We start from the raw sequence: 19,156 nt of genomic DNA on the forward strand, positions 1-19,156 counted from the left end.
TTAGCCCCTTGCGTTGGCCACTTGAACGGCGCTCGCGGGCGATGCGACGGACGCAGTATTCGCGCCTGCCTTTGCTGGTTCGACACCGCTATTGCCGAGATCGATATGCACCGTATCCGCAGGCTGGGTCGCCACCGACATATCCTGCTGCATCAGTTGCGTGCCTTCCGCGACGAGCTTGTCGCCAGGCTTCAGGCCCGAAGTCACGAGCCACGTATTGCCCACGACGCGATCCACGCCGATGCGCTGCATCTGCACCTTGCTCTGTGCGTCGACTCGCCACACGTAGGCGGCGCCCGTCGTATCGCGCTGCACTGCCTGCTCCGGCACGAGAATCGCGTTCTGATCGACACCTTCGTCGAGTCGTGCGCGCACGTACATGCCCGGCAGCAGTTCGTGATCCGGGTTCGGGAAGATCGCGCGCAACGTAACCGAACTCGTGCCCTGATCGACGCTCACTTCGGAGAACGCGAGGCTACCCGTGCGCTTGTAGACCGAACCGTCGTCCATCACGAGTTGCACCGCTGCCTGATCCTTGCCCGTGGAAGCGAGATGCCCCTCGGCCAGTTCCTTGCGAAGCCGCAATAGCGCGTCGGACGATTCGGTGACGTCCACGTAGATCGGGTCGATCTGCTGGACTGTTGCGAGCGCTGTCGCCTGACCGTTCTGCACGAGCGCACCTTCCGTCACGGAAGAGCGGCCGATAAAGCCCGTCAGCGGCGACAGCACGCGGGTGTATTCGAGATTGATCTTCGCGGTTTCGACATCGGCGGCGGCCTGCTGATAGGCAGCTTGCGCATCGTCGTTCTGCTGCTTGCTAACGGCGTTTTCGAGCAGCAGCTTGCTATCGCGCTCAGCCAGCAAACGCGTGCTGACAAGACTCGCCTGGGCCTTGTCGTAAGTAGCCTGGAACGGACGCGGATCGATCTGGTACAGCGGTTGACCGAGTTTCACGGTCGTCCCTTCGTCGAACAGGCGCTTCTGGATCACGCCGGACACCTGGGGCCGGACTTCGGCAATCCGCCATGCATTGGTGCGGCCCGGCACTTCGTTTGTCAGTTCGATGGGCTGCGTCGTCACCGTGTAAGTGCCGACGACCATCGTGTTCGACGCCACCGGGGCGGTCTTGCCGCATCCCGCTACAAGGAAGCTCAGGCTGATTGCACAGGCCATGGCGGCGTGCAATCTCTTTTGCCGGATTAAGGATTTCATTCGACCTCTTATTCAATTCAAAATGCGACAGGAGCCGCGTCACGATTCGTCGAAACCGGTCTGCAAAGCGCGCAGGATCTCCTCGGACGAAACGGTTCGAAACCGTGTCCGCTCTTTCGACAATGCCTGGGTGACTGTTCAGACGGCGCTGCTCTTAATGCGGCGCGGGAGCGCCTTCATGCTCCTAAGTGATCGATTCCGCGTTGTTAAGCGGATGCACCATTAGACACGTCATGCGTCAGCTGATCAATATATGGGAACCGGCGTTTTCGATAAGAATTTCTTATCCCAGATCAAGGCAAAGAACTCAATTTCATGCTGCCTCCAGCAGAACCGGGAAGGCGCCGAGCGCCGCGACGTCGGCGTCGAATACCGGCGGCATGTCTTCGCGCAGGAAGTCGATCCATGCGCGGATCTTGGCGTCGACATACCGACCCGACGGATAGACCGCATAGACGTTGAGCGCCTGCATGGCGAACTCAGGCAGCACGCGCACCAGCTCACCGGTCCGCAGACGTGGTAGCGCGGATGCCACCGGCAGCAAGCCTATACCGGCGCCTTGACGGATCGCCAACTCGAGCGCGTCGGCGTCGTTGATCGCGAATGCCGACGGTCCTGGCGTCACCGTTTGAGGCCCGTCGTGGCCGTCGAATATCCACTTGCCGGCGGGGAACGCCGGGTTGGTCAGTTGCAGGCACGTATGACGCCTGAGGTCGCGCAGAGATGCGGGTTCGCCGTGTTGCTGCACATAGGCCGGCGACGCGCACGCTACGCCCACAACCCTTCCCAGTCGATGCGCGATCATCGCGGAGTCCGGCAGATTCGGCGCGAGAAGCAACGCAGAGTCATAACCGTCTTCGAGCAGGTTCGGCGCGGTGTCTGAAAACGTCAGATCGACGCGCACCGACGGATAGCGCTGGCGAAACCGCAGCAGAGAACGCACCACATGATGCTGTCCAAAGCCGGATGTCGAATGAACTCTAAGCGTGCCCGCCGGGTTGATCTGTGCGCCGCTCGCTTCCGCTTCCGCCTGATCGATCTCGTTGAGAATCCTGTGGCAGTGACTGAGATAACGTTCGCCTGCTTCGGTCAGCGCGAGCGTGCGCGTCGTCCGGTTCAACAGACGGGTGCGCAGATGCGCTTCCAGATGAGAAATTGCGCGTGAAATCTGACTTGTCGTCAAATTCATCCGTCGACCTGCGGCCGAGAAATGGCCTTCAGCGACGACTCGCGAGAACACTCGCATGCTTTCCAAAGTATCCATAGCATTCTTTTCACACTGCACACACGGCGAGATAACGGTCTGGCGACGCAGCGAGATCGCTGAAGTCCGACCCTCATGCAAGCGTGGTTTTGCGTGGCGTCCTTGTTTGATCGGGAGAAGAATGCATATCATTTGACGCCACGCAAACGATTGGATCAAGCAACATGAAGACGCGATTTTGATAAGAAAACGTTATCGAACACTATTGTGGTCGCCGCAGCGCGCATTCCTCATTTGCGTTGTCAGCAGGAGAGCACGAATCTGGGCGGCACACAGCGCCGAGTCTTCGCGGAATTTTGCGCGCCGTGGTTTCGCTTTCCTGTTCCACAGCGAACGATGCTGTTTCGTCGGCTACCGTGGCAAACCGACGAATTCGCATGGATCACGCAGCAATCGCAAACCACAACATGCTGGCCGCGCGGGCGCCAGAGTTCGTCATGCCCGGATCACAAGCCGGTCGTCGGAAAACTCGTCGTACATGTGATCGACCAGCGTCGCTCGGTGACGCCGGACGATGGCCTGATTGATAGCGCCTTTGTCGGTGATCTCGCCAACATCGAGCGATGGCGGTACGTCCAGCAATCTGATGCGTCCAACGCGTGTCGCGCTGCCGGTCGCAGTGCGATTGAGTTGAGCAACCCAGTCCGCGAAATAACTGCGGACCGCGTCACTCGTCAGAATATCGGTTGCTGTAGCGTCGGCGTCCGCAGCGGCGAGTCGGCGGCATTCGGCAATGCTGCGCGAATACGAGCACGCCAATGTCATCGCGATTGACACCAGCCACTACGACATCCTGCACATACGGTGCGCCTTCCGCTATTGCGCGGGCGCGTAGGGGCCCCACGCTCACGAAAGTGCCTGTGCGGAGCTTGAAATCCTCGGTAAGCCGGCCGTCGAACATCAAACCAAGTTCGGGTTGGGGTCGCTCGTCTTAATCCATCCAACCTCACCTGCCGCCGTATCCCAGTTAGGCGGACCGTGGGCCGCGCCGATCTTCGAGTTCCAGCTTGACACGACACGCGCCGTTGCGAATCTGCTGTTCTCACGCACGCTTGAACGCTATCCGCGTATTCGCTATGTGATCGCACACGCAAGTGCCGCATTGCCTGCACTCGCCGACCGGCTCGATGCTGTCGGCAACCGGCTTGTCAAATCGGACGATGGACCCATTCCAGTCATCGATCAACTCAGCGGCTGCATTACGATCTTGCCGGCTTTCCCGCGCCACATCATTTGCCGTCGCTGCTATCGCTGGCCGGACCGGAACAACTGCTGTGGGGACTGGATTGGCCGCACACCCTCGAAAGTATGATTGCGCAGGGCGTTCAGGCAATCGAGTCGTCGCCGCATATGAATCGCGAACTGCTCGATATGGTCAAGCGGCGCACCGCGGCACGCGTGCTGTAAGGGGAGGCTGAATGAACGCATTGATCCAGACGTTATTCGTCGAAGCCGGAAGCCCATTACGCAAGAAAATCGCGGGCCTGTACGGCGTGTTGACCCTGTTCAACATCGGCGTATGGGTGTGGGCCTTTGTTGCGTTCCATCGCTATCCATTGCTGATGGGAACGAGCCTGCTTGCGTATTCATTCGGCCTTCGCCATGCGGTGGATGCGGATCATATCGCCGCCATCGACAACGTAACGCGCAAGATGATGGAAGAGAACACACGCCCGATCACGGTCGGGCTCATGTTTTCGCTCGGGCACTCGACGATTGTCATACTTGCATCGATCGGCATTGCCGCAACCGCGACCGCCCTGCAAAACAACATGGCCGATATGAAGGCGATCGGCGGCGTGATCGGCACTCTCGTTTCCGCGACCTTCCTGTTCGTGATCGCCCTGATCGAGAACGCCGCAAACCCGGTGACGGTGGAACAGCGAGGTACAGTAACTGCCTGAAATGCATTGTCGGACTTCGTAAGCACGTGACAGGTTAACATCGGGCATTGACAACTCAAGTGCATTTAGTACCGACCAAGGCCCTACGCCCAAGATATCTTCTAATGGTAGCGAGCATTGTTTCAGCAGCTTGCAGCAATTCTACGTTTGCGCAAGTGCCGCCAGACATCGCAGCAAGAATCGCGTCTATGGGGCGACACGTCGACCCGAGCGGAACAGCTGCGATCTACGCGCCGCTCCAGCCGGCCATCCCCGCTCACGGCGTTGAAGTTAGGCGAGACATCGCGTACGGGCCTGAGCTGAAAGAGAAGTTCGATCTTTTCACGCCCTTTAGCACACAACGCAAGCGCCCTATTCTGATCTTCGCGCATGGCGGCGCATCCGCAGCATGGTGATTGCGGGAGTGAGGATTGCCTGTTCCCTACGCTGGTCGAACTCGATGTTGCAATGACACCGCTTCACCTGGTTCTGAATTACTTTCGTAACCCCTCAACGGATATAACCGGAGTCGATGAGTTGGTGAAAATGATTCAAGGCATTGAGTACCAAAGAAATTGATGCGTCCGTCATGGACCTGAGCAATCTGATATCAACGGGATGAACCAGCCGCCTCGCGCGCTCCTCTCGCGCGAGACAGCCCGATCGTCAAGTGTTGGCGTGATGCCGTGCCACTTCTTCGGGTTCCTTAGAATCGATGAAGATGATCGCGACACGACATGGCTTCGTTCCGCGATTGATCCACGCATGGTTCGTGCCGCGCTGGATCAACGTATCACCCGCCTCGAGATGGACTTCTCCATCGTCGAGCAACATGTCGATTTCTCCCTCAAGCACAACGATGTAGTCGATCGTCTTCGTGCGATGAATAAAGGGATGCCGCGGCGGATGACCGAGCAGCGCGGAGTTTTGCATACCCCAATCGCGCTGTATCTCATCGTTCGGCTTGTTTTCCAGCGCCGGGTCGAACGGCGGAAATTCGATTACCCGAAAAGCCGTGCCCATTGCAGGCGGTGGCACCCCCATCTTGCGATCGGCCGCGTCTTCCCTACCTGAGATATCGGCCGGCGCGCCATCCGTCACCCAGACCAATGTCGAAAGAATTCCGCCAGTTTCGGTCCGGTAAGTCACGTTAGGTGAAAGGCGATCTTCAATCACGACCGAGCGTCCGCTGTCGTCGTGCCCCGTCACAACTCTGCGCGGACCCGTTGTCCTGCGCGCACCTGATTCGCTCATTAGTTTCTCCTTTTCAAAATACCCAGCTACTTGCCGATAAATATCACGGCGGTCAATGCGCGTGCAGCGTGTCTCTGTCGACCTCGCGACGACGCCCGACTATCAGGCCGACGACGGCAGACACGAGGCAAGCTCCCACCATATAACCCGCAACCGACGTATATCCGCCGTTGTCCTGGATTACGAGCACTGCCGAGATTAGCGGTGTCAAGCCGCCCGCGACCGCACTTGCCAGTTGATAGGCGAAACCGGCACCGCTATAACGAAATGCCGGCGAGAACATCTCGCTGAAAAGTGGTTGCTGAACCGAGACCACGAGGTTGCAGCAGAAATTACCTATCAGCACAAACGCGAGGCAGATGAAGAGCAGATTGCCGCTTTCCAGTGCCCAGAACATCGGAAAGGCGCCCAGTGCGCCAATCAACGCGCCGGTGACATAAACCGGACGTCGCCCGATACGGTCGGAAAGCGCACCCATCAATGGGATCAGGAAAATCGCTACAACGCCGATCAGCATGGTCGCGTTCAACAGTGCGCCACGCGAAATACCAAACGTCTTTACCCCGTAATTAAGGGCAAAAACCGTCACACCATAGAAGCTGACAAGCTCGGCAAGGCGCATTGCGATGATTGCAAGAAACGACCACGGGTGCGCACGAAATGCGGCAACGAGAGGAATGGGCTCGCTTTCGCCCGATTTCACTTCTTCCTTGAACTCCATCGATTCGTCGACGGAACGCCTCACCCAATAGCCCGCGCCAACCACGACGACACTCAGCAAAAATGGAATGCGCCAGCCCCAGGAAAGGAACTGCGTGTCGGTCGTCAGCAGGTTGATCAACGAGACCACGCCCGTTGCGACCAGAAGCCCGACGAAAGAACCGACCTGAACAAAACTGCCAAAAAAACCGCGCCGGTCTTCGGGACAGTTTTCGATTGCCATCAAAGTCGCGCCACCCCATTCACCGCCCACCGCGAATCCCTGAACAAAACGAAGACCGACGAGCATCAGAGGTGCGGCCACGCCGACGCTCTCGTAGGTAGGCAACAGGCCGACCAGCGTGGTGCCAAGCCCCATCAGTGCCAGCGTAATCACGAGCATCGCTTTGCGCCCGACCTTATCGCCGAAGTGCCCGAACACGACACCCCCGAGCGGACGAGCGACGAAACCTACGCCGAAGGTGGCAAACGTGAGCAAGGTCCCGGTCGACGGGTTGCTGGCAGGAAAAAACAGGTGTGGAAAGACGAGCGCGGCGACCAGTCCATAGACATAGAAATCGTACCAGTCCATCACGGCACCCACGAAACTGGCCATTGCTGCACGGGCTGGCGATGTCGTTGCCTTTTGCACTTCATTCCCCGGCTTATTCATTAAAAGTCTCCTGTAATCTTGTGCTGTCTGTTCACGCGTGATCTCGCTTGAGCCACATCTTCCATTGTCGGTCGCCAATGCGGAGTCGGTTGGTCATACTTTGCCGCCGTCGCTCGCCGCAAGTAATTGCCGTTGCGTTGCTTCTTCCTCGACGTTCGCTCGAGCAAGTTCCGGAAAACCAAAATAGTCGAGATACAAAGCGGTTTGCTGAACCAGCATGTCATAACCCGGCTCGCCTGATAGTCCGCGTTCACGAACCGAACGAAGCAATAGGGTTGGCTGCCCCTTCATGAGGATGTCGTAGACGAACGTGTCGGCGGAGAGTCGATCGACAGGCACCGGCAACGGATCGTCTGCTTTCAGGCCTAGCGGCGATGCATTGACGACCAGATTGAAACCAGCCGGATCGTTCGATTGGACAGCCTCGATTTGACATGCCGGATAAGCGGCGCGGACCATCGCTGCAAGATGGTTGGCGCGTGAATTGTCCGGGTCGAACAGAGTGATCTGTGTGCACCCGCGCCCAGCAAGCGCCGCCGCAAGTGCAGAAGCCGCACCGCCTGCTCCGATGATCAAGACCCGGCGGGAGGGAATATCCAGACCCAGCCTGTCGAGTGAAAGCGCAAACCCCAGCCCGTCGAAAAGTGCGCCCTCCAACACGCCGTCGGGACCGCGACGAATTGCATTTACTGCGTTTGCTATCGTTACTTCAGGCGTTGCGCGACCTACGATGCCCGCTGCTGCTGCCTTGTGAGGAATGGATAACGCTGCGCCGCCTACCGACGGAGAAGCGAATAGCGCACGAAGCGTCTCGTCGAGATGTTCCGGCTTGACCTGCAATGGCACCATCACGGCGTCAACGCCATGCCGGGAGAAGATGGAGTTATAAAGTTCAGGTGCCCGTACTTGAGCGACCGGATCAGCGATGCAATAAAAAATGCGAGTTGTTCCAGTTATTTTCATGGCTGACCGTGTTGTTTCGGCGAACACGGCAGCTTAGCGTTGACAAGAGGCCTCACACAAGCAACAGGCCTCTCGAAACGGACGATAATCGCACGCCGCCGCGCGATATTCGCACGCATATAGGGTTTTCTCTGAGCATGCTGTGCGCATACGCAACACCGTTGTTCGCTCGATTGGAGAAGATCCGCGCTGCGGCCTGTTGAGCCTCAGCCGCCCTTCCGCCTGAAAAAGTCATTCAGAACAGGTAAGTCAGCGAATCGGGATTAACCCGCGCTCCGTTCGATAAACGCACATTTACGTTCGATGATCGATCATCGGGGTCGTCGCGGGTATTGAAGAACCAGGCATACAAAACTACGCTTCAGACCGCATTGAATGCGATCAGAAAAACACACAGTCAACTGCACTACTAATCGTGTTAAGACGGGATAGCAATGCATATTGCTGGCCGGCTTTTCATCTACTCGATTTAAAGCACGGAGGAGAAATGCCAAAACGCTCTCATAAAATAATCAGTTCTGTTATCGCCCTTTCTTCTGGGGCGTTAATTGGTCCAGCGCACGCGCAGAGCAGCGTCACGTTATATGGCATGGTTGACGACGCCATTGCGTATGTGAACAACCAGAAGGGCCATTCCAACGTGTATATGCGTCAGGGCAATCTGTATGCATCGAAGTGGGGAATTCGAGGTACCGAAGATCTCGGTGGCGGACTCAGAGCGGTCTTTGATCTGCAAAACGGCTTCGATCCGAATACAGGCGCACTCTCGTCGTCCACGCAGATTTTTAATCGGCAGGCCTATGTCGGCTTACAACATGACGTCTATGGTACGGTGACTGCTGGCCGTCAGTACACGCCCTACATGCAATTTGTCGGGCCACTCGCATCGAGCAACTGGACAACCGGCGCTACCGGAGCACACGCTGGTGATATCGACGGCCTCGACACGACAATTCGCGCGAACAATTCGTTCGTCTACACGTCACCGTCCTATCGCGGTGCCCAGGCCAGCGCGATGTATGCCTTCAGCGGCATTGCCGGAAGTATGGGGCGTGGTCAAACGTTCAGTGGTGCACTGCGCTATTCCAATGGGCCATTCGCAGTTGCGGCGGGCTATTTGCAAATTGATAATGCCGATACCACGACCGGTACGTTTGCAGCTACTTCGTCCGGCAGCTTCTCAACGTCACCGGTCAATACAGGCTATCTTTCAGCGAAGTCGGTTCGGCTGTCGTCTGCTGCAGGCAACTACAAAATAGGTAGTGCAACTCTCGGCCTGAACTATTCGAACGTTGTCTATACGCCAGACGCGAGCTCGATTTTTCACGATACTGCGGTATTCAACACCTATGCGGCGCTGGCCGCCTATCAATTTTCACCGGCTTTCGACGTCGCTGGCGCATTCTCGTATGTGCTCGCGTCGCAGGCCAACGGCATCAACGATGCCGCACGCTATCAGCAATATTCGCTCAGGGAGTCGTACCATTTGTCCAAACGTACGACGCTGTACGCTGTCCAGGCATATCAACATGCAACGGGTGAGACACTAGGGTCGAAGGGAGCAGGAAATATCGTCTCCGCAGTCGCTTCTGTTGGCGACTCGCAGAACACTACGCCTTCTTCGACGTCCGGGCAGTTTGTCGGGATGATAGGGATGGTCGTGTCGTTCTAATCGCACGGAGTTGTCGGCACTGGTGCCTTGCATGACCAGGGCCGGCATGCTTTCTCCACCCTCGAAACGTCGCTATATATGTAAGAATCGAAATAGAACGAACTCAAAGTTGTAGATCAACGCTATCCCCTCTCGTCCCGAACGCCAATTCATCCGAATGCGGCAAACCAATCCCGCCTCTTACTGTGACTTCAATTCAATGTCGAGATTCGCGACATTTACTTTCGGCGTTTGCGCTGTTGCTCAAAAGTTGCAGCGTAATTACAGCGACAATTAGAAAGTTACTTATCAAGTACTGCGGAAGGCGGACTGCCACGCGCTCGCAATTTTTTCAATTGATAGATCCATATAATTAACCACACAAGAGGACAACTATCCTCTACATCGGTTAAACAGCTTGTGTTGTTGCGTGACAGCAAAAAAAAGGCCGCTCAAAGCAGCCGTAACTGCAACACCTATCGCGTCTTCATCTTCGACGCAACCAACACCGAAAGCAGGCAGCCAAGCGCGAGATACGCCGCGACAGGATGCCAGGAGCCGCCCGCCATATTGACCAACGCAACCGCGATAAAGGGTGTGAAACCGCCGCCTACGACACTAGCGAACTGATATCCCACGCCCGCGCCGCTATAGCGAAACTCGGTACCGAACAGTTCCGTGAACATCGGTTGTTGAACGCTTACCAGCATGTCATGCGCGACATTTGCAAGCATCACGGCGAATACGACGATCCAGAATGTCGAGCGGGCCTCAAGTGCAAGGAAAAATGGCACCGCGGAGAGCGTGCCGATAATCGCCCCGGTGATATAAACGCGACGGCGACCAAAGCGGTCAGCAGCTATCGCAAACAGCGGAATAGTAAAGATACTGACCGCGCCTACCAGCAAGCCGATATTCAGGAAAAACTGGCGCGGCATGCCGAGGTTGGTCGTGGAATAACTCAACGCGAACGCCGTGACGATGTACATCGTAAAAAGTTCGGCGAGCCGCAAAGCGATAATCAACAGGAAAGCCTTCGGATTCTGACGCAGTGCCTCGAATATCGGCAGACGCGCACGCTTTTGAGCCTTCTCGACTTTCTCGACGAACTCCCTCGATTCGTCCATGCTCGATCGAACCCACAGGCCAATCAGCACCAGCACGACACTGAATACAAACGGAACGCGCCAGCCCCATGACCTGAACGCATCGTTGTCCAACGTCGACGTGAGAATCGAGACTATGCCGGTCGCAAGAACGAGTCCGACACCGTAGCCCACCTGCACGCCGCTGCTATAGAAAGCCTTCTTCTTTTCCGGCGCGCTTTCGACTGCCATCAGTGCAGCACCGCCCCACTCTCCACCCACTGCGAAGCCCTGAATAGCGCGCAGCAATACGAGCAGTACTGGCGCCCACCAGCCGATCGATGCGAATGTCGGAAGAAAGCCGATCGCGGCAGTGGATAGCCCCATCATTATCACGGTCAAAACCAGCATGCGCTTTCTGCCCAGCCGGTCACCATAGTGACCGAACACAAACCCTCCAAGCGGGCGAAACAGAAAGCCCACGCCAAAGGTCGCGAATGCGGCCAGCGTTCCCATGGCCGGACTTACCTTCTGAAAAAATTCCGTATTGAAAATCAGGGCCGCGACTATTCCGTATAAAAGGAAGTCGTACCAGTCTACGACCGCTCCCACAAAGCTACCGATCGCAGCCTTGCGTGCACGATCTTTGTCCGCGCCCACGTACGACTTTGAGTTGGACGAGTTAACTGCGAATGTCATAGCGTGTCTCGATTGATTATGGTTGTAGATCTGAACGTAGGTCGCCCCGAGTGTGCGTGAAGCTTAGTGAAGCATCCCTCCCCACGCAACGCTTTGTGCCATAAATTTGCGCGATAATCGCATCGACCTGTTCGATCATCGATCTTTTTTCGGGTTTATCCTGACCGGGAAAATGGGACGAATCGCCGATCGGACGCCGCCGGACAGCGTATTGAGCCAGCCGCCGCGTAAGTTGCAAGGCCGCGAATTAGCTTGATAGACTTCGCGTTTCAGTCCTGCGTCTATCCCGCTCCGCCGCGCGAGCCGAGTGGAGCCGGATCGATGTCTCACAGAGCGCAACGTAGTCGTGCGATTCTTTGTTCGCACCGACAGATAGCTAATTCGAAAGCGATGCCCCAGCTTCCCAACCGGTATTAGCGCTATTCGGGAAGTCGTCGGTCAACCATTACCATTAGGGCATGTACCATGGATCGTCCTCCACTCGACAAACGTGACTGGATCGCCGGATTAGAAAAGGGACTCGCCATCCTGGAGGCGTTCGATAGCGAACACGCTCGCATGACCCCATCCGAAGCCGGCGCGCGCACTGGCTTGACGCGAACAGCAGCGCGCCGGTATTTGCTCACCCTTCAACATCTCGGCTACGTTACGGGCGATGGCAAGCAATTCGGACTCACTCCGCGCGTGCTACGGGTCGGTTGGTCGTATTTTGATTCCGCACGCCTGCCTAAACTCGTTCAACCGTATCTTCAGCAACTCAGCGCCCGCATCAACGAATCCGTCTACGTGAGCGTGCTTGACGAATGGGAGCTGGTATTTATTGCCCGAAATAGTGCCTCACGCGTAATGACTACCGGCTTCGTTTTGGGCGCGAGGGTTCCAGCTCCCCTCACCTCTGCAGGCATTGCCCTGCTCGCGCATTGGACCGACCAGGAAGCAATGCGCCGATGGCTCGATGCATCCGATCTCCATCCATTCACCCCGCACACCCTGACAAGCAAAGCACGAGTACTGGAGGCGATGCAGACCGCGAGGGCAAACGGGTACGCTATTGTCGAACAACAACTCCAGTCGGGCGTTCGAGGACTAGCGGTTCCAGTGAAGAATCGACACGGGGAAGTGGTGGCGGCACTGAGTACCAACATGCCAATTGGAAAAGAGTCTGCTGAAAAGGCAATCCAACGGGTTCTGAGTGATCTACAAGAAACTGCTATTGCGTTACTCAATGTGGTGTAAACCTTTGCCGTTGATATAAGCGCTGAGTTTTAGACCGCCTTTCGGACGAAGGCTCTCATGTTGCAGAAACTGGTCTCTCACGAGACTGCTACCCAATAGTGATCCGGGACAGGAATTTCCTAGCTATTGTCTATTTGCCTGCTCGACTTTCTCTACGTTGAATCCATTCCCCCGCGCAGCCAGCCATTCGCAGCCACTGACACTCCCACAGTGACCTCTGTAGTTGTCACTGCAGGTATGGTAGTCACGTTTGAGAATATGACGACCCCTACATCACCTCGCTAGTCAAAAAAAACGGCGTCGAAATTATTCGGCTTATTAGTTTCCCCGCCCCCTGTCCGAAATAAAAAAGGCACCCGTCCAAGTTCCTCCCACTGTTCGACATCTCCCGCCGCTCGGCAATGGCGCAATCCGCACGCCCAGCCAACGTTGGCTCGAAGCCTGACCGGCGGGCCGCTGGCAATGGGCATCCAAGACAACTGAAATCAAATTCCAGCTCGCGGACATTGATCGTTTTTTCACATACGACGTCTGATGACTAATATCAACTTGGATACGTGCCCTCCACTACTACAGCGTGGCCAAATCAGGTTTTCAATATCCACACATCACAGAATGATAAGGAATTTGGCCCTGTAAAGAGCGTCGTCAGAGAAATCAAGATTTCAAGGGTAAATACGGACTGTACAACGGTCATCACAATTCCTAGACTTCATCAGTCGTCCGACAACAACAAAGCGCATAATTTTTTCTGAATAGACTTCGTTGGCAGCCGGCGCGGGCTGCTTCGCTTGCGCTTATTTCCAGGCGGCTTCGCCTCGTCTGGGTGCATCAGTCGGCATTCGGACCGGGAGACCAAAATAATTTGCAAACCTAAACACTGTAGCGCGATGCAACGTCCGCAACGACAGGTGTAAAGCGGCTCCAGCGCGGCACATTGATTCATGTCTTATCCGCAATCGATTAGATAGCCAATTTATCGAGGAATTAACGATGAACAATAAGCTCTCCTCCCGACTTTCAATGATCGTCGTGGCTTCGGTTCTCGCGTTCAGCACTGTGTCGGCGCACGCACGGGTATTCCGTGTCGCAGACGTGCACAGCGATACTTATCCGACCAATATGGCCGTGAAGTACATGGGCGAAGAGATCAATAAGGCTACCGGCGGCAAGGATTCTGTGAAGGTATTCGGCAACAGCGCACTGGGTTCGGAAAACGACACTGTCGACCAGGTGCGAATCGGCGCGCTCGACATGGTGCGTGCCAACGGTGCCGCGTTCAACGAGATTGTGCCTGAATCGATGCTTCCGTCGCTGCCGTTCCTGTTCCGCGACATCGACCATTTCCGCAAGGTCATGTACGGCCCGGAAGGCCAGAAGATTCTCGACGCGTTCGCCGCGAAGGGCATGATCGCGCTGACGTTCTACGAGAGCGGCGCGCGTTCCATCTACACCAAAAAGGCAATCCATTCGCCCGCCGACATGAAGGGCCTGAAAGTGCGCGTTCAGCCTTCGGACCTGATGGTCGACGAAATCAGGGCAATGGGCGGCACGCCGACGCCGATGCCGTTCGCCGAAGTCTATACGGGCCTGAAGACGGGTCTGGTGGACGCGGCAGAAAACAATATTCCGTCATATGAGGAAACCAAACACTTCGAGGTTGCGCCGGTGTTTTCCGAAACACAACACTCGATGACGCCGGAAGTGCTGGTGTTCTCGAAGAAGGTGTGGGACACGCTGACGCCGCAGGAGCAGCAGATCATCAAGAAGGCGGCGGCCGATTCGGTGCCGTACTACCAGAAGCTGTGGACCGCGCGTGAAGCCGACGCCGCGAAGACAGTCACGAAGGGCGGCGCAACGATCGTCCAGCCGGCGCAGATCGACCGCGCGGCTTTCGTGACGGCAATGCAACCGGTGTGGGCGAAGTACGAAAAGACCCCGCAAATGAAGCAGCTCGTCGACGAAATCCAGGCAATCAAATAAGTACATTCTCCCGGCAATTGAAAGTCTCCGGGAGAAAAGCCTTGCACGAGAACTCCTGCGGGCTTTTTCTACTGCACGCCGGACCTCGCATGCGAGGTCCCGCAATAGTGGTCAATCAGTTCGCTGAGTAAGCAAGGATGACGTCATGAGTTTTCTGAAACGCCCGAATGATTTTCTTTTTCGCGCGCTGGTCGTCGTTGCGTCGACCAGCCTCGCCACTCTCTGTCTGCTGGTGATTTATAGCGTCGTGATGCGCTATGTCTTCAACGACGCACCCGATTACGTCGAGCCGATCGCGCTGCTGCTGGTGATCGTGATCGCGATGTTCGGCGCCGCGCTCAAGGTTCGCGAAGGCGGCCATATCGGGCTCGACTCGCTCGTGAAGAATCTTTCGCTGAAGGGCCAGGCCATTGCTGCGGGGATCCAGCATCTTTGCCTGATCGCTTTTGCGGTGGCGGTTTTCTTCGGCTGTTCGGAAATGGCGATGACCACGATGGAGGACCGGATTCCGATCATTGGCGTTCCAGAAGGAGTGCGTTATCTGATTCCGGTCGTCGCCAGCGTCTGCATTGCGCTGTTCTCGTTCGAGCACCTGCTGGCGCTCTTCGTCAAGAAACAAAAATAGAACAATCATGGAACTTGCCCTCCTTGCTGTCAGTTTTCTCGTCTTCCTCGTTCTAGGGGTTCCGGTTTCATTCGCGTTGGGGCTCTCGTGCGTCCTCACGTATCTGTATGAAGGTTTGCCGGCGGCGACTGCGATGCAGTCGATGATCTCGGGCATGAACGCGTTCTCGTTCCTCGCGGTCCCGTTCTTCATTTTCTCCGGCGAATTGATGCTGCACGGTGGGATCGCCGATCGCATCCTGCGTTTCGCGCAGGCCACCGTGGGTCACTTCCGCGGCGGTCTCGGCATGGCCAACGTGGTCGCGTGCACGCTGTTCGGCGGCGTGTCGGGTTCGCCCGCGGCTGATACATCCGCGATGGGTGGCGTCGTGATTCCGCTGATGAAGCGCGAAGGCTACAGCGCCGCTTACGCCGTCAACGTGACGACGCACTCGTCGCTGGCGGGTGCGTTGATGCCCACCTCGACCAACATGATCATTTACGCGTTCGCCGCGCAGGGCATCACCGGCACGTTGAATGGCGTGCAGATGAGCGGCGTGTCGATTGGCGATCTGTTGTTTTCCGGTCTTCTGCCGGTGCTGTGGGTGATGGGCTTCGTGCTGATCGCGGCTTACTGGCAAGCGGTCAAATACGGTTATCCGCGTCGCCCGGACGGTTCGACCGAACTGCAGCGCTTCCCGGGCTGGATGGCGGTAGCGCGTACTTTCCTCGGCGCGGTGCCGGGTCTGATGGTGATTGCGATCATTCTGGTGTGCGTGGCCAAGGGTATTGCCACCGCCACGGAAGCCGCCGCGATTGCCGTCGGTTATTCGCTGATTCTGACCATCGTCGTGTATCGCACGATGACCATGAAGAAGCTCGGTCATGCGTTGTCGAAGGCTGCCAAGACGACGGGCGTAGTGCTGCTGCTGATCGGCGTGTCGAACATGCTGCGCTTCCAGATGGCGTATCTGGAGATCCCGGACGCGATCGAGCGCATGCTCGACGGCGCAACGGCACTGCCGTGGCTGATGCTGCTGTACATCAACATCATCCAGGTTTTCCTCGGTACGTTCGTCGACATGGCGGCGCACATCCTGATCACCACGCCCCTATTCCTGCCGATGGCGATGCACAACGGCGTCGGTCCCGTGCAGTTCGGGATCATGATTCTGCTGAACTGTGCTTTGGGTCTCGTGCATCCGCCGATCGGGTCCGTGCAGTTCATTGGTTGCGCGATTGGCAATGTCTCGATTGGCGAAACCACCAAGGTGGCATGGCCGTATTACCTGGCTATCTTCAGCGCGATCAACCTCGTCACCTACGTACCGATGTTCTCCACCTGGTTGCCAAGCCTGATCAATGGACACCCGGTGTTTTGACCACAGTTCCGGCTGGAAAAATTTCCTCCAACACTAGAAATAAAACGCTACCTTTTTAGGAGACTAGACTGTTATGAACACCTTCAAACGCAGCATGCTGAGCGCAGCAGCGATATCTGTGCTGCTGTCGGCCTGTGGTGGGGACGGCAATGTGGAGTCAGAGCTCGACAAAGCCAAGACGATGACTCATCCCTGGATGGACACGAAGCTAACTCCTGAGCAACGCGCCTCTTTATTGGTACCTGCGTTGACGCTCGCGCAAAAGGAACAGCAACTCGTCACGTCAGGCGCCACCATCGTTCCTGAAATACCGTCCTGCCTCGGCGCCCGCCACGTCAACGGCATTCCTGAACTGGAAATACCGTCGCTGCGAATTACCAATGGTCCAGTTGGCATCGGACAAAATGACTGCGTCCCCACAAGCGTCGATCCCACTAACCTGCAAGCGGTGCTGGGTAATCCTTTGTCCGCGAAGGCCACGGCGCTCCCCTCTGCCATCGCCATGGCTGCGTCATTCGATCCAGGCGTAGCGACGGAATTCGGCAACGTTGTCGGCACGGAAGCGGATCATCTGGCACTGCAGGTCTTTGAAGCGCCCGGCATGAACCTCGCTCGCCTGCCCGTGCTGGGTCGCAATTTTGAGTACTTCGGTGAAGACCCGTACCTCAGCGGAACGATGGCGGTTGCAGAAACGCTTGCTGTACAGAGCAATGGCGTCATTGCGATGGCCAAGCACTTTGTCGCTAACGAGCAGGAAACGAATCGGACTGGCGGCCTCGTCGAAAACATCGATGATCAGGTGCTGCACGAGTTGTACTTGCTGCCATTCGAGATGGCTGTCAAAGACGGCAAGGTCGCGGCTGTGATGTGCTCCTACAACTCAGTCAACGGGTACCAATCCTGTCAGAACCCCGACACCCTGACCGGTGTTCTTCGCAACCAGTGGGGGTTCACCGGTTACGTCCAGTCCGACAACGCCGCCGCCAAATCGACGGTGAACACGATGAAGGCCGGCATGGACATGGAGATTTTCCTGATCTCCCAATGGACGCCCGCAAACCTGAATGCTGCGCTCGCCGCCGGTACGCTCACCGAGACCGACATTAACAACGCGCTCCTGCCCCGCTACACCCAGATGTTCCGCATGGGCATCTTCGACCGTCCGCTCGTGCAGACCGCCATCGACTTCACTGCAGGCGGTACGCACGCGCAATCCATCGGCGCGAAGTCGGCAGTGCTTCTGCAAAACAACGGCGCACTTCCGTTTGCGAGCACCGCTCACAATATCGTCGTGATGGGCAAGAAGACTCAGGTCTACGCGCAACAGGCGGTAGCAGGCGGCGCCAAAGTAGGCGTGGCTTTCGGCTTCGGCGGCGGTAGCTCCGATGTCGTTCCGACTTACACCGTCACTCCCGTACAAGGCGTGCAGAACGTCCTTGCCTCGCTCGGAAACACCACGGCCTCTGTTCATCTGATCCTGGTCGACGATGCCAACTCGACGGCGACAATCGACGGTGTGCCTTCGACCTATAGCGACGCATTGTCTGCCGCGGCCGGTGCCGATCAGGTCATCATCATGGCGGGAACGATATCCGAGGAAGGCGCCGATCGCGCGTCGTTCGCGACGACTGCCGGCACGACGCTCTCTGCAGTGGGCGATAACCTGGACTGGTATACGAATACCTCCACGTCGGCGACCACCGCTGCCGCTGCCGGTAACAGCAACACCGTCGCGATGATCCAGGGCGTGATGGGTCTGACGTCCACAACCGCCAGGTCGATGACTGCCAAAACGGCATTGGTATTGAAAGACACAGCCGGCGTCACGATGGACTCGTCTCTCGTCGGCAGCGCGGGGCCAGCCATCGTAGAAGCCTGGTTCCCCGGCCAGGAAGACGGGAACATCGTCGCCAACGTGCTCTACGGGATAACCAACCCGAACGGCAAATTGCCCGTAACCTTCCCCGTAGCGGGCAAGGCATTCATGGGCCAGGTGACTCCGTATCAGTTCCCGGGCGTCCTCGAAGGCGGCAAGCCGACGGTCAGCTACGACGAGAAGCTGAACATTGGTTATCGCTGGTACAACACCAACTCGATTACGCCCGCGTTCCCGTTCGGCTTCGGGCTGTCTTATACGACCTTCGATCTGAATTCCACCTTCACGCCGGCCTCAAGTTCGGATTCGAAATACTACGTGAAGACCACCGTCAAAAACAGCGGTTCAGTAGACGGCTCGGAAGTGGTTCAGGTCTATCTCGGCGTCCCGAGCAGCGATGCGCTGACGCAGCCGCCGAAGCGTCTGGTCGGCTATCAGAAGGTTGCTGTTGCGCATGGATCTTCGGCCACGACGACAATTGCCATCGATCCGGCAGCGACCAATCATCCGCTGGGTATCTGGAACAAGACAAGCCAGCAGTTCGTGATCCCGTCGGGCACCTACACGGTTTATGTGGGTAACTCGTCCGGCAACCTGACGACTCTCGGCACATTTACGCGCTGACGCCTGACATTCGCCACTTTGTACGCCACGGCCGATTCGAGTCGTGGCGTCCTTCATCTGGAATTCGAC

General features: G+C 57.0%; 13 protein-coding genes and 2 pseudogenes. 8 read left to right on the forward strand and 7 right to left on the reverse strand.

The window, feature by feature from the left end; translation table 11 throughout:
- From ABH945_RS28320 to ABH945_RS28330, 3 genes and pseudogenes are all read right to left on the reverse strand, one after another.
- On the reverse strand, positions 1 to 1,212 hold the full coding sequence (locus tag ABH945_RS28320; protein ID WP_429252773.1) for an efflux RND transporter periplasmic adaptor subunit: 1,212 nt from the start codon (positions 1,210 to 1,212) through the stop codon (positions 1 to 3).
- A 313-nt stretch (positions 1,213 to 1,525) separates the two neighbouring features.
- Positions 1,526 to 2,476: a LysR family transcriptional regulator gene (locus ABH945_RS28325; RefSeq protein ID WP_429252774.1), complete on the reverse strand. Its 951-nt coding sequence runs from the start codon at positions 2,474 to 2,476 to the stop codon at positions 1,526 to 1,528.
- 435 nt (positions 2,477 to 2,911) lie between these two features.
- Positions 2,912 to 3,395: pseudogene (locus ABH945_RS28330) on the reverse strand (feruloyl-CoA synthase); the annotation flags it as partial.
- A 314-nt stretch (positions 3,396 to 3,709) separates the two neighbouring features.
- On the opposite strand from ABH945_RS28330, the gene ABH945_RS28335 reads away from it, so the two are divergent.
- Positions 3,710 to 3,883, forward strand: coding sequence for a hypothetical protein (locus ABH945_RS28335; protein ID WP_429252775.1), 174 nt, complete (start codon positions 3,710 to 3,712; stop codon positions 3,881 to 3,883).
- An 11-nt stretch (positions 3,884 to 3,894) separates the two neighbouring features.
- Positions 3,895 to 4,320 (forward strand): annotated as a pseudogene (locus ABH945_RS28340) (HoxN/HupN/NixA family nickel/cobalt transporter); the annotation flags it as partial.
- A gap of 705 nt (positions 4,321 to 5,025) precedes the next feature.
- On the opposite strand, the gene ABH945_RS28345 reads toward ABH945_RS28340, so the two are convergent.
- The 3 genes from ABH945_RS28345 to ABH945_RS28355 all read right to left on the reverse strand — a co-directional run bounded on the left by ABH945_RS28345 (position 5,026) and on the right by ABH945_RS28355 (position 7,975).
- On the reverse strand, positions 5,026 to 5,613 hold the full coding sequence (locus ABH945_RS28345; protein ID WP_429252776.1) for a cupin domain-containing protein: 588 nt from the start codon (positions 5,611 to 5,613) through the stop codon (positions 5,026 to 5,028).
- A gap of 52 nt (positions 5,614 to 5,665) precedes the next feature.
- Positions 5,666 to 6,985, reverse strand: coding sequence for an MFS transporter (locus tag ABH945_RS28350; protein WP_429252777.1), 1,320 nt, complete (start codon positions 6,983 to 6,985; stop codon positions 5,666 to 5,668).
- Between the two features lie 93 nt (positions 6,986 to 7,078).
- Entirely contained in the window at positions 7,079 to 7,975 is an 897-nt protein-coding gene (locus ABH945_RS28355; RefSeq protein ID WP_429252778.1) for a shikimate dehydrogenase family protein, read from the reverse strand.
- A gap of 460 nt (positions 7,976 to 8,435) precedes the next feature.
- Between ABH945_RS28355 and ABH945_RS28360 the strand changes: the two genes are divergently transcribed.
- Positions 8,436 to 9,620, forward strand: a complete 1,185-nt coding sequence (locus ABH945_RS28360; protein ID WP_429252779.1) for a porin — start codon at positions 8,436 to 8,438, stop codon at positions 9,618 to 9,620.
- Between the two features lie 455 nt (positions 9,621 to 10,075).
- Here ABH945_RS28360 and shiA read toward each other — a convergent pair whose 3' ends face one another.
- Positions 10,076 to 11,383 carry a shikimate transporter gene (gene shiA, locus ABH945_RS28365; RefSeq protein WP_429252780.1) on the reverse strand — a complete coding sequence of 436 codons (1,308 nt, stop codon included), beginning with the start codon at positions 11,381 to 11,383 and terminating at the stop codon, positions 10,076 to 10,078.
- A 465-nt stretch (positions 11,384 to 11,848) separates the two neighbouring features.
- Between shiA and ABH945_RS28370 the strand changes: the two genes are divergently transcribed.
- The 5 genes from ABH945_RS28370 (at position 11,849) to ABH945_RS28390 (ending at position 19,087) form a co-directional block, all read left to right on the forward strand.
- Positions 11,849 to 12,619, forward strand: a complete 771-nt coding sequence (locus ABH945_RS28370; protein ID WP_429252781.1) for an IclR family transcriptional regulator domain-containing protein — start codon at positions 11,849 to 11,851, stop codon at positions 12,617 to 12,619.
- A gap of 993 nt (positions 12,620 to 13,612) precedes the next feature.
- The gene (locus ABH945_RS28375) at positions 13,613 to 14,602 is read left to right on the forward strand and encodes a TRAP transporter substrate-binding protein (protein WP_429252782.1); all 990 of its coding nucleotides are present in this window, start codon (positions 13,613 to 13,615) and stop codon (positions 14,600 to 14,602) included.
- A 145-nt stretch (positions 14,603 to 14,747) separates the two neighbouring features.
- Positions 14,748 to 15,227, forward strand: a complete 480-nt coding sequence (locus tag ABH945_RS28380) for a TRAP transporter small permease (RefSeq protein ID WP_074768114.1) — start codon at positions 14,748 to 14,750, stop codon at positions 15,225 to 15,227.
- A 7-nt stretch (positions 15,228 to 15,234) separates the two neighbouring features.
- Complete coding sequence (locus ABH945_RS28385) at positions 15,235 to 16,587, forward strand: TRAP transporter large permease (RefSeq protein ID WP_429252783.1); 1,353 nt, start codon at positions 15,235 to 15,237, stop codon at positions 16,585 to 16,587.
- A gap of 73 nt (positions 16,588 to 16,660) precedes the next feature.
- Positions 16,661 to 19,087 (forward strand): beta-glucosidase, encoded by a 2,427-nt coding sequence (locus tag ABH945_RS28390; protein WP_429252784.1) that lies wholly within the window; start codon positions 16,661 to 16,663, stop codon positions 19,085 to 19,087.
- Positions 19,088 to 19,156 lie beyond the last annotated feature (69 nt).

It is taken from the genome of Paraburkholderia sp. GAS333, assembly GCF_050435665.1.
Classification (GTDB): domain Bacteria; phylum Pseudomonadota; class Gammaproteobacteria; order Burkholderiales; family Burkholderiaceae; genus Paraburkholderia; species Paraburkholderia fungorum_A.

Coding starts and splice junctions, on each gene's coding strand:
- ABH945_RS28325 (WP_429252774.1), bottom strand. CDS start 2,476: ATGGATACTTTGGAAAGCATGCGAGTGTTCTCGCGAGTCGTCGCTGAA.
- ABH945_RS28350 (WP_429252777.1), bottom strand. CDS start 6,985: ATGAATAAGCCGGGGAATGAAGTGCAAAAGGCAACGACATCGCCAGCC.
- ABH945_RS28375 (WP_429252782.1), top strand. CDS start 13,613: ATGAACAATAAGCTCTCCTCCCGACTTTCAATGATCGTCGTGGCTTCG.
- ABH945_RS28345 (WP_429252776.1), bottom strand. CDS start 5,613: ATGAGCGAATCAGGTGCGCGCAGGACAACGGGTCCGCGCAGAGTTGTG.
- ABH945_RS28360 (WP_429252779.1), top strand. CDS start 8,436: ATGCCAAAACGCTCTCATAAAATAATCAGTTCTGTTATCGCCCTTTCT.
- ABH945_RS28385 (WP_429252783.1), top strand. CDS start 15,235: ATGGAACTTGCCCTCCTTGCTGTCAGTTTTCTCGTCTTCCTCGTTCTA.
- ABH945_RS28370 (WP_429252781.1), top strand. CDS start 11,849: ATGGATCGTCCTCCACTCGACAAACGTGACTGGATCGCCGGATTAGAA.
- ABH945_RS28380 (WP_074768114.1), top strand. CDS start 14,748: ATGAGTTTTCTGAAACGCCCGAATGATTTTCTTTTTCGCGCGCTGGTC.
- ABH945_RS28390 (WP_429252784.1), top strand. CDS start 16,661: ATGAACACCTTCAAACGCAGCATGCTGAGCGCAGCAGCGATATCTGTG.
- ABH945_RS28320 (WP_429252773.1), bottom strand. CDS start 1,212: ATGAAATCCTTAATCCGGCAAAAGAGATTGCACGCCGCCATGGCCTGT.
- shiA (WP_429252780.1), bottom strand. CDS start 11,383: ATGACATTCGCAGTTAACTCGTCCAACTCAAAGTCGTACGTGGGCGCG.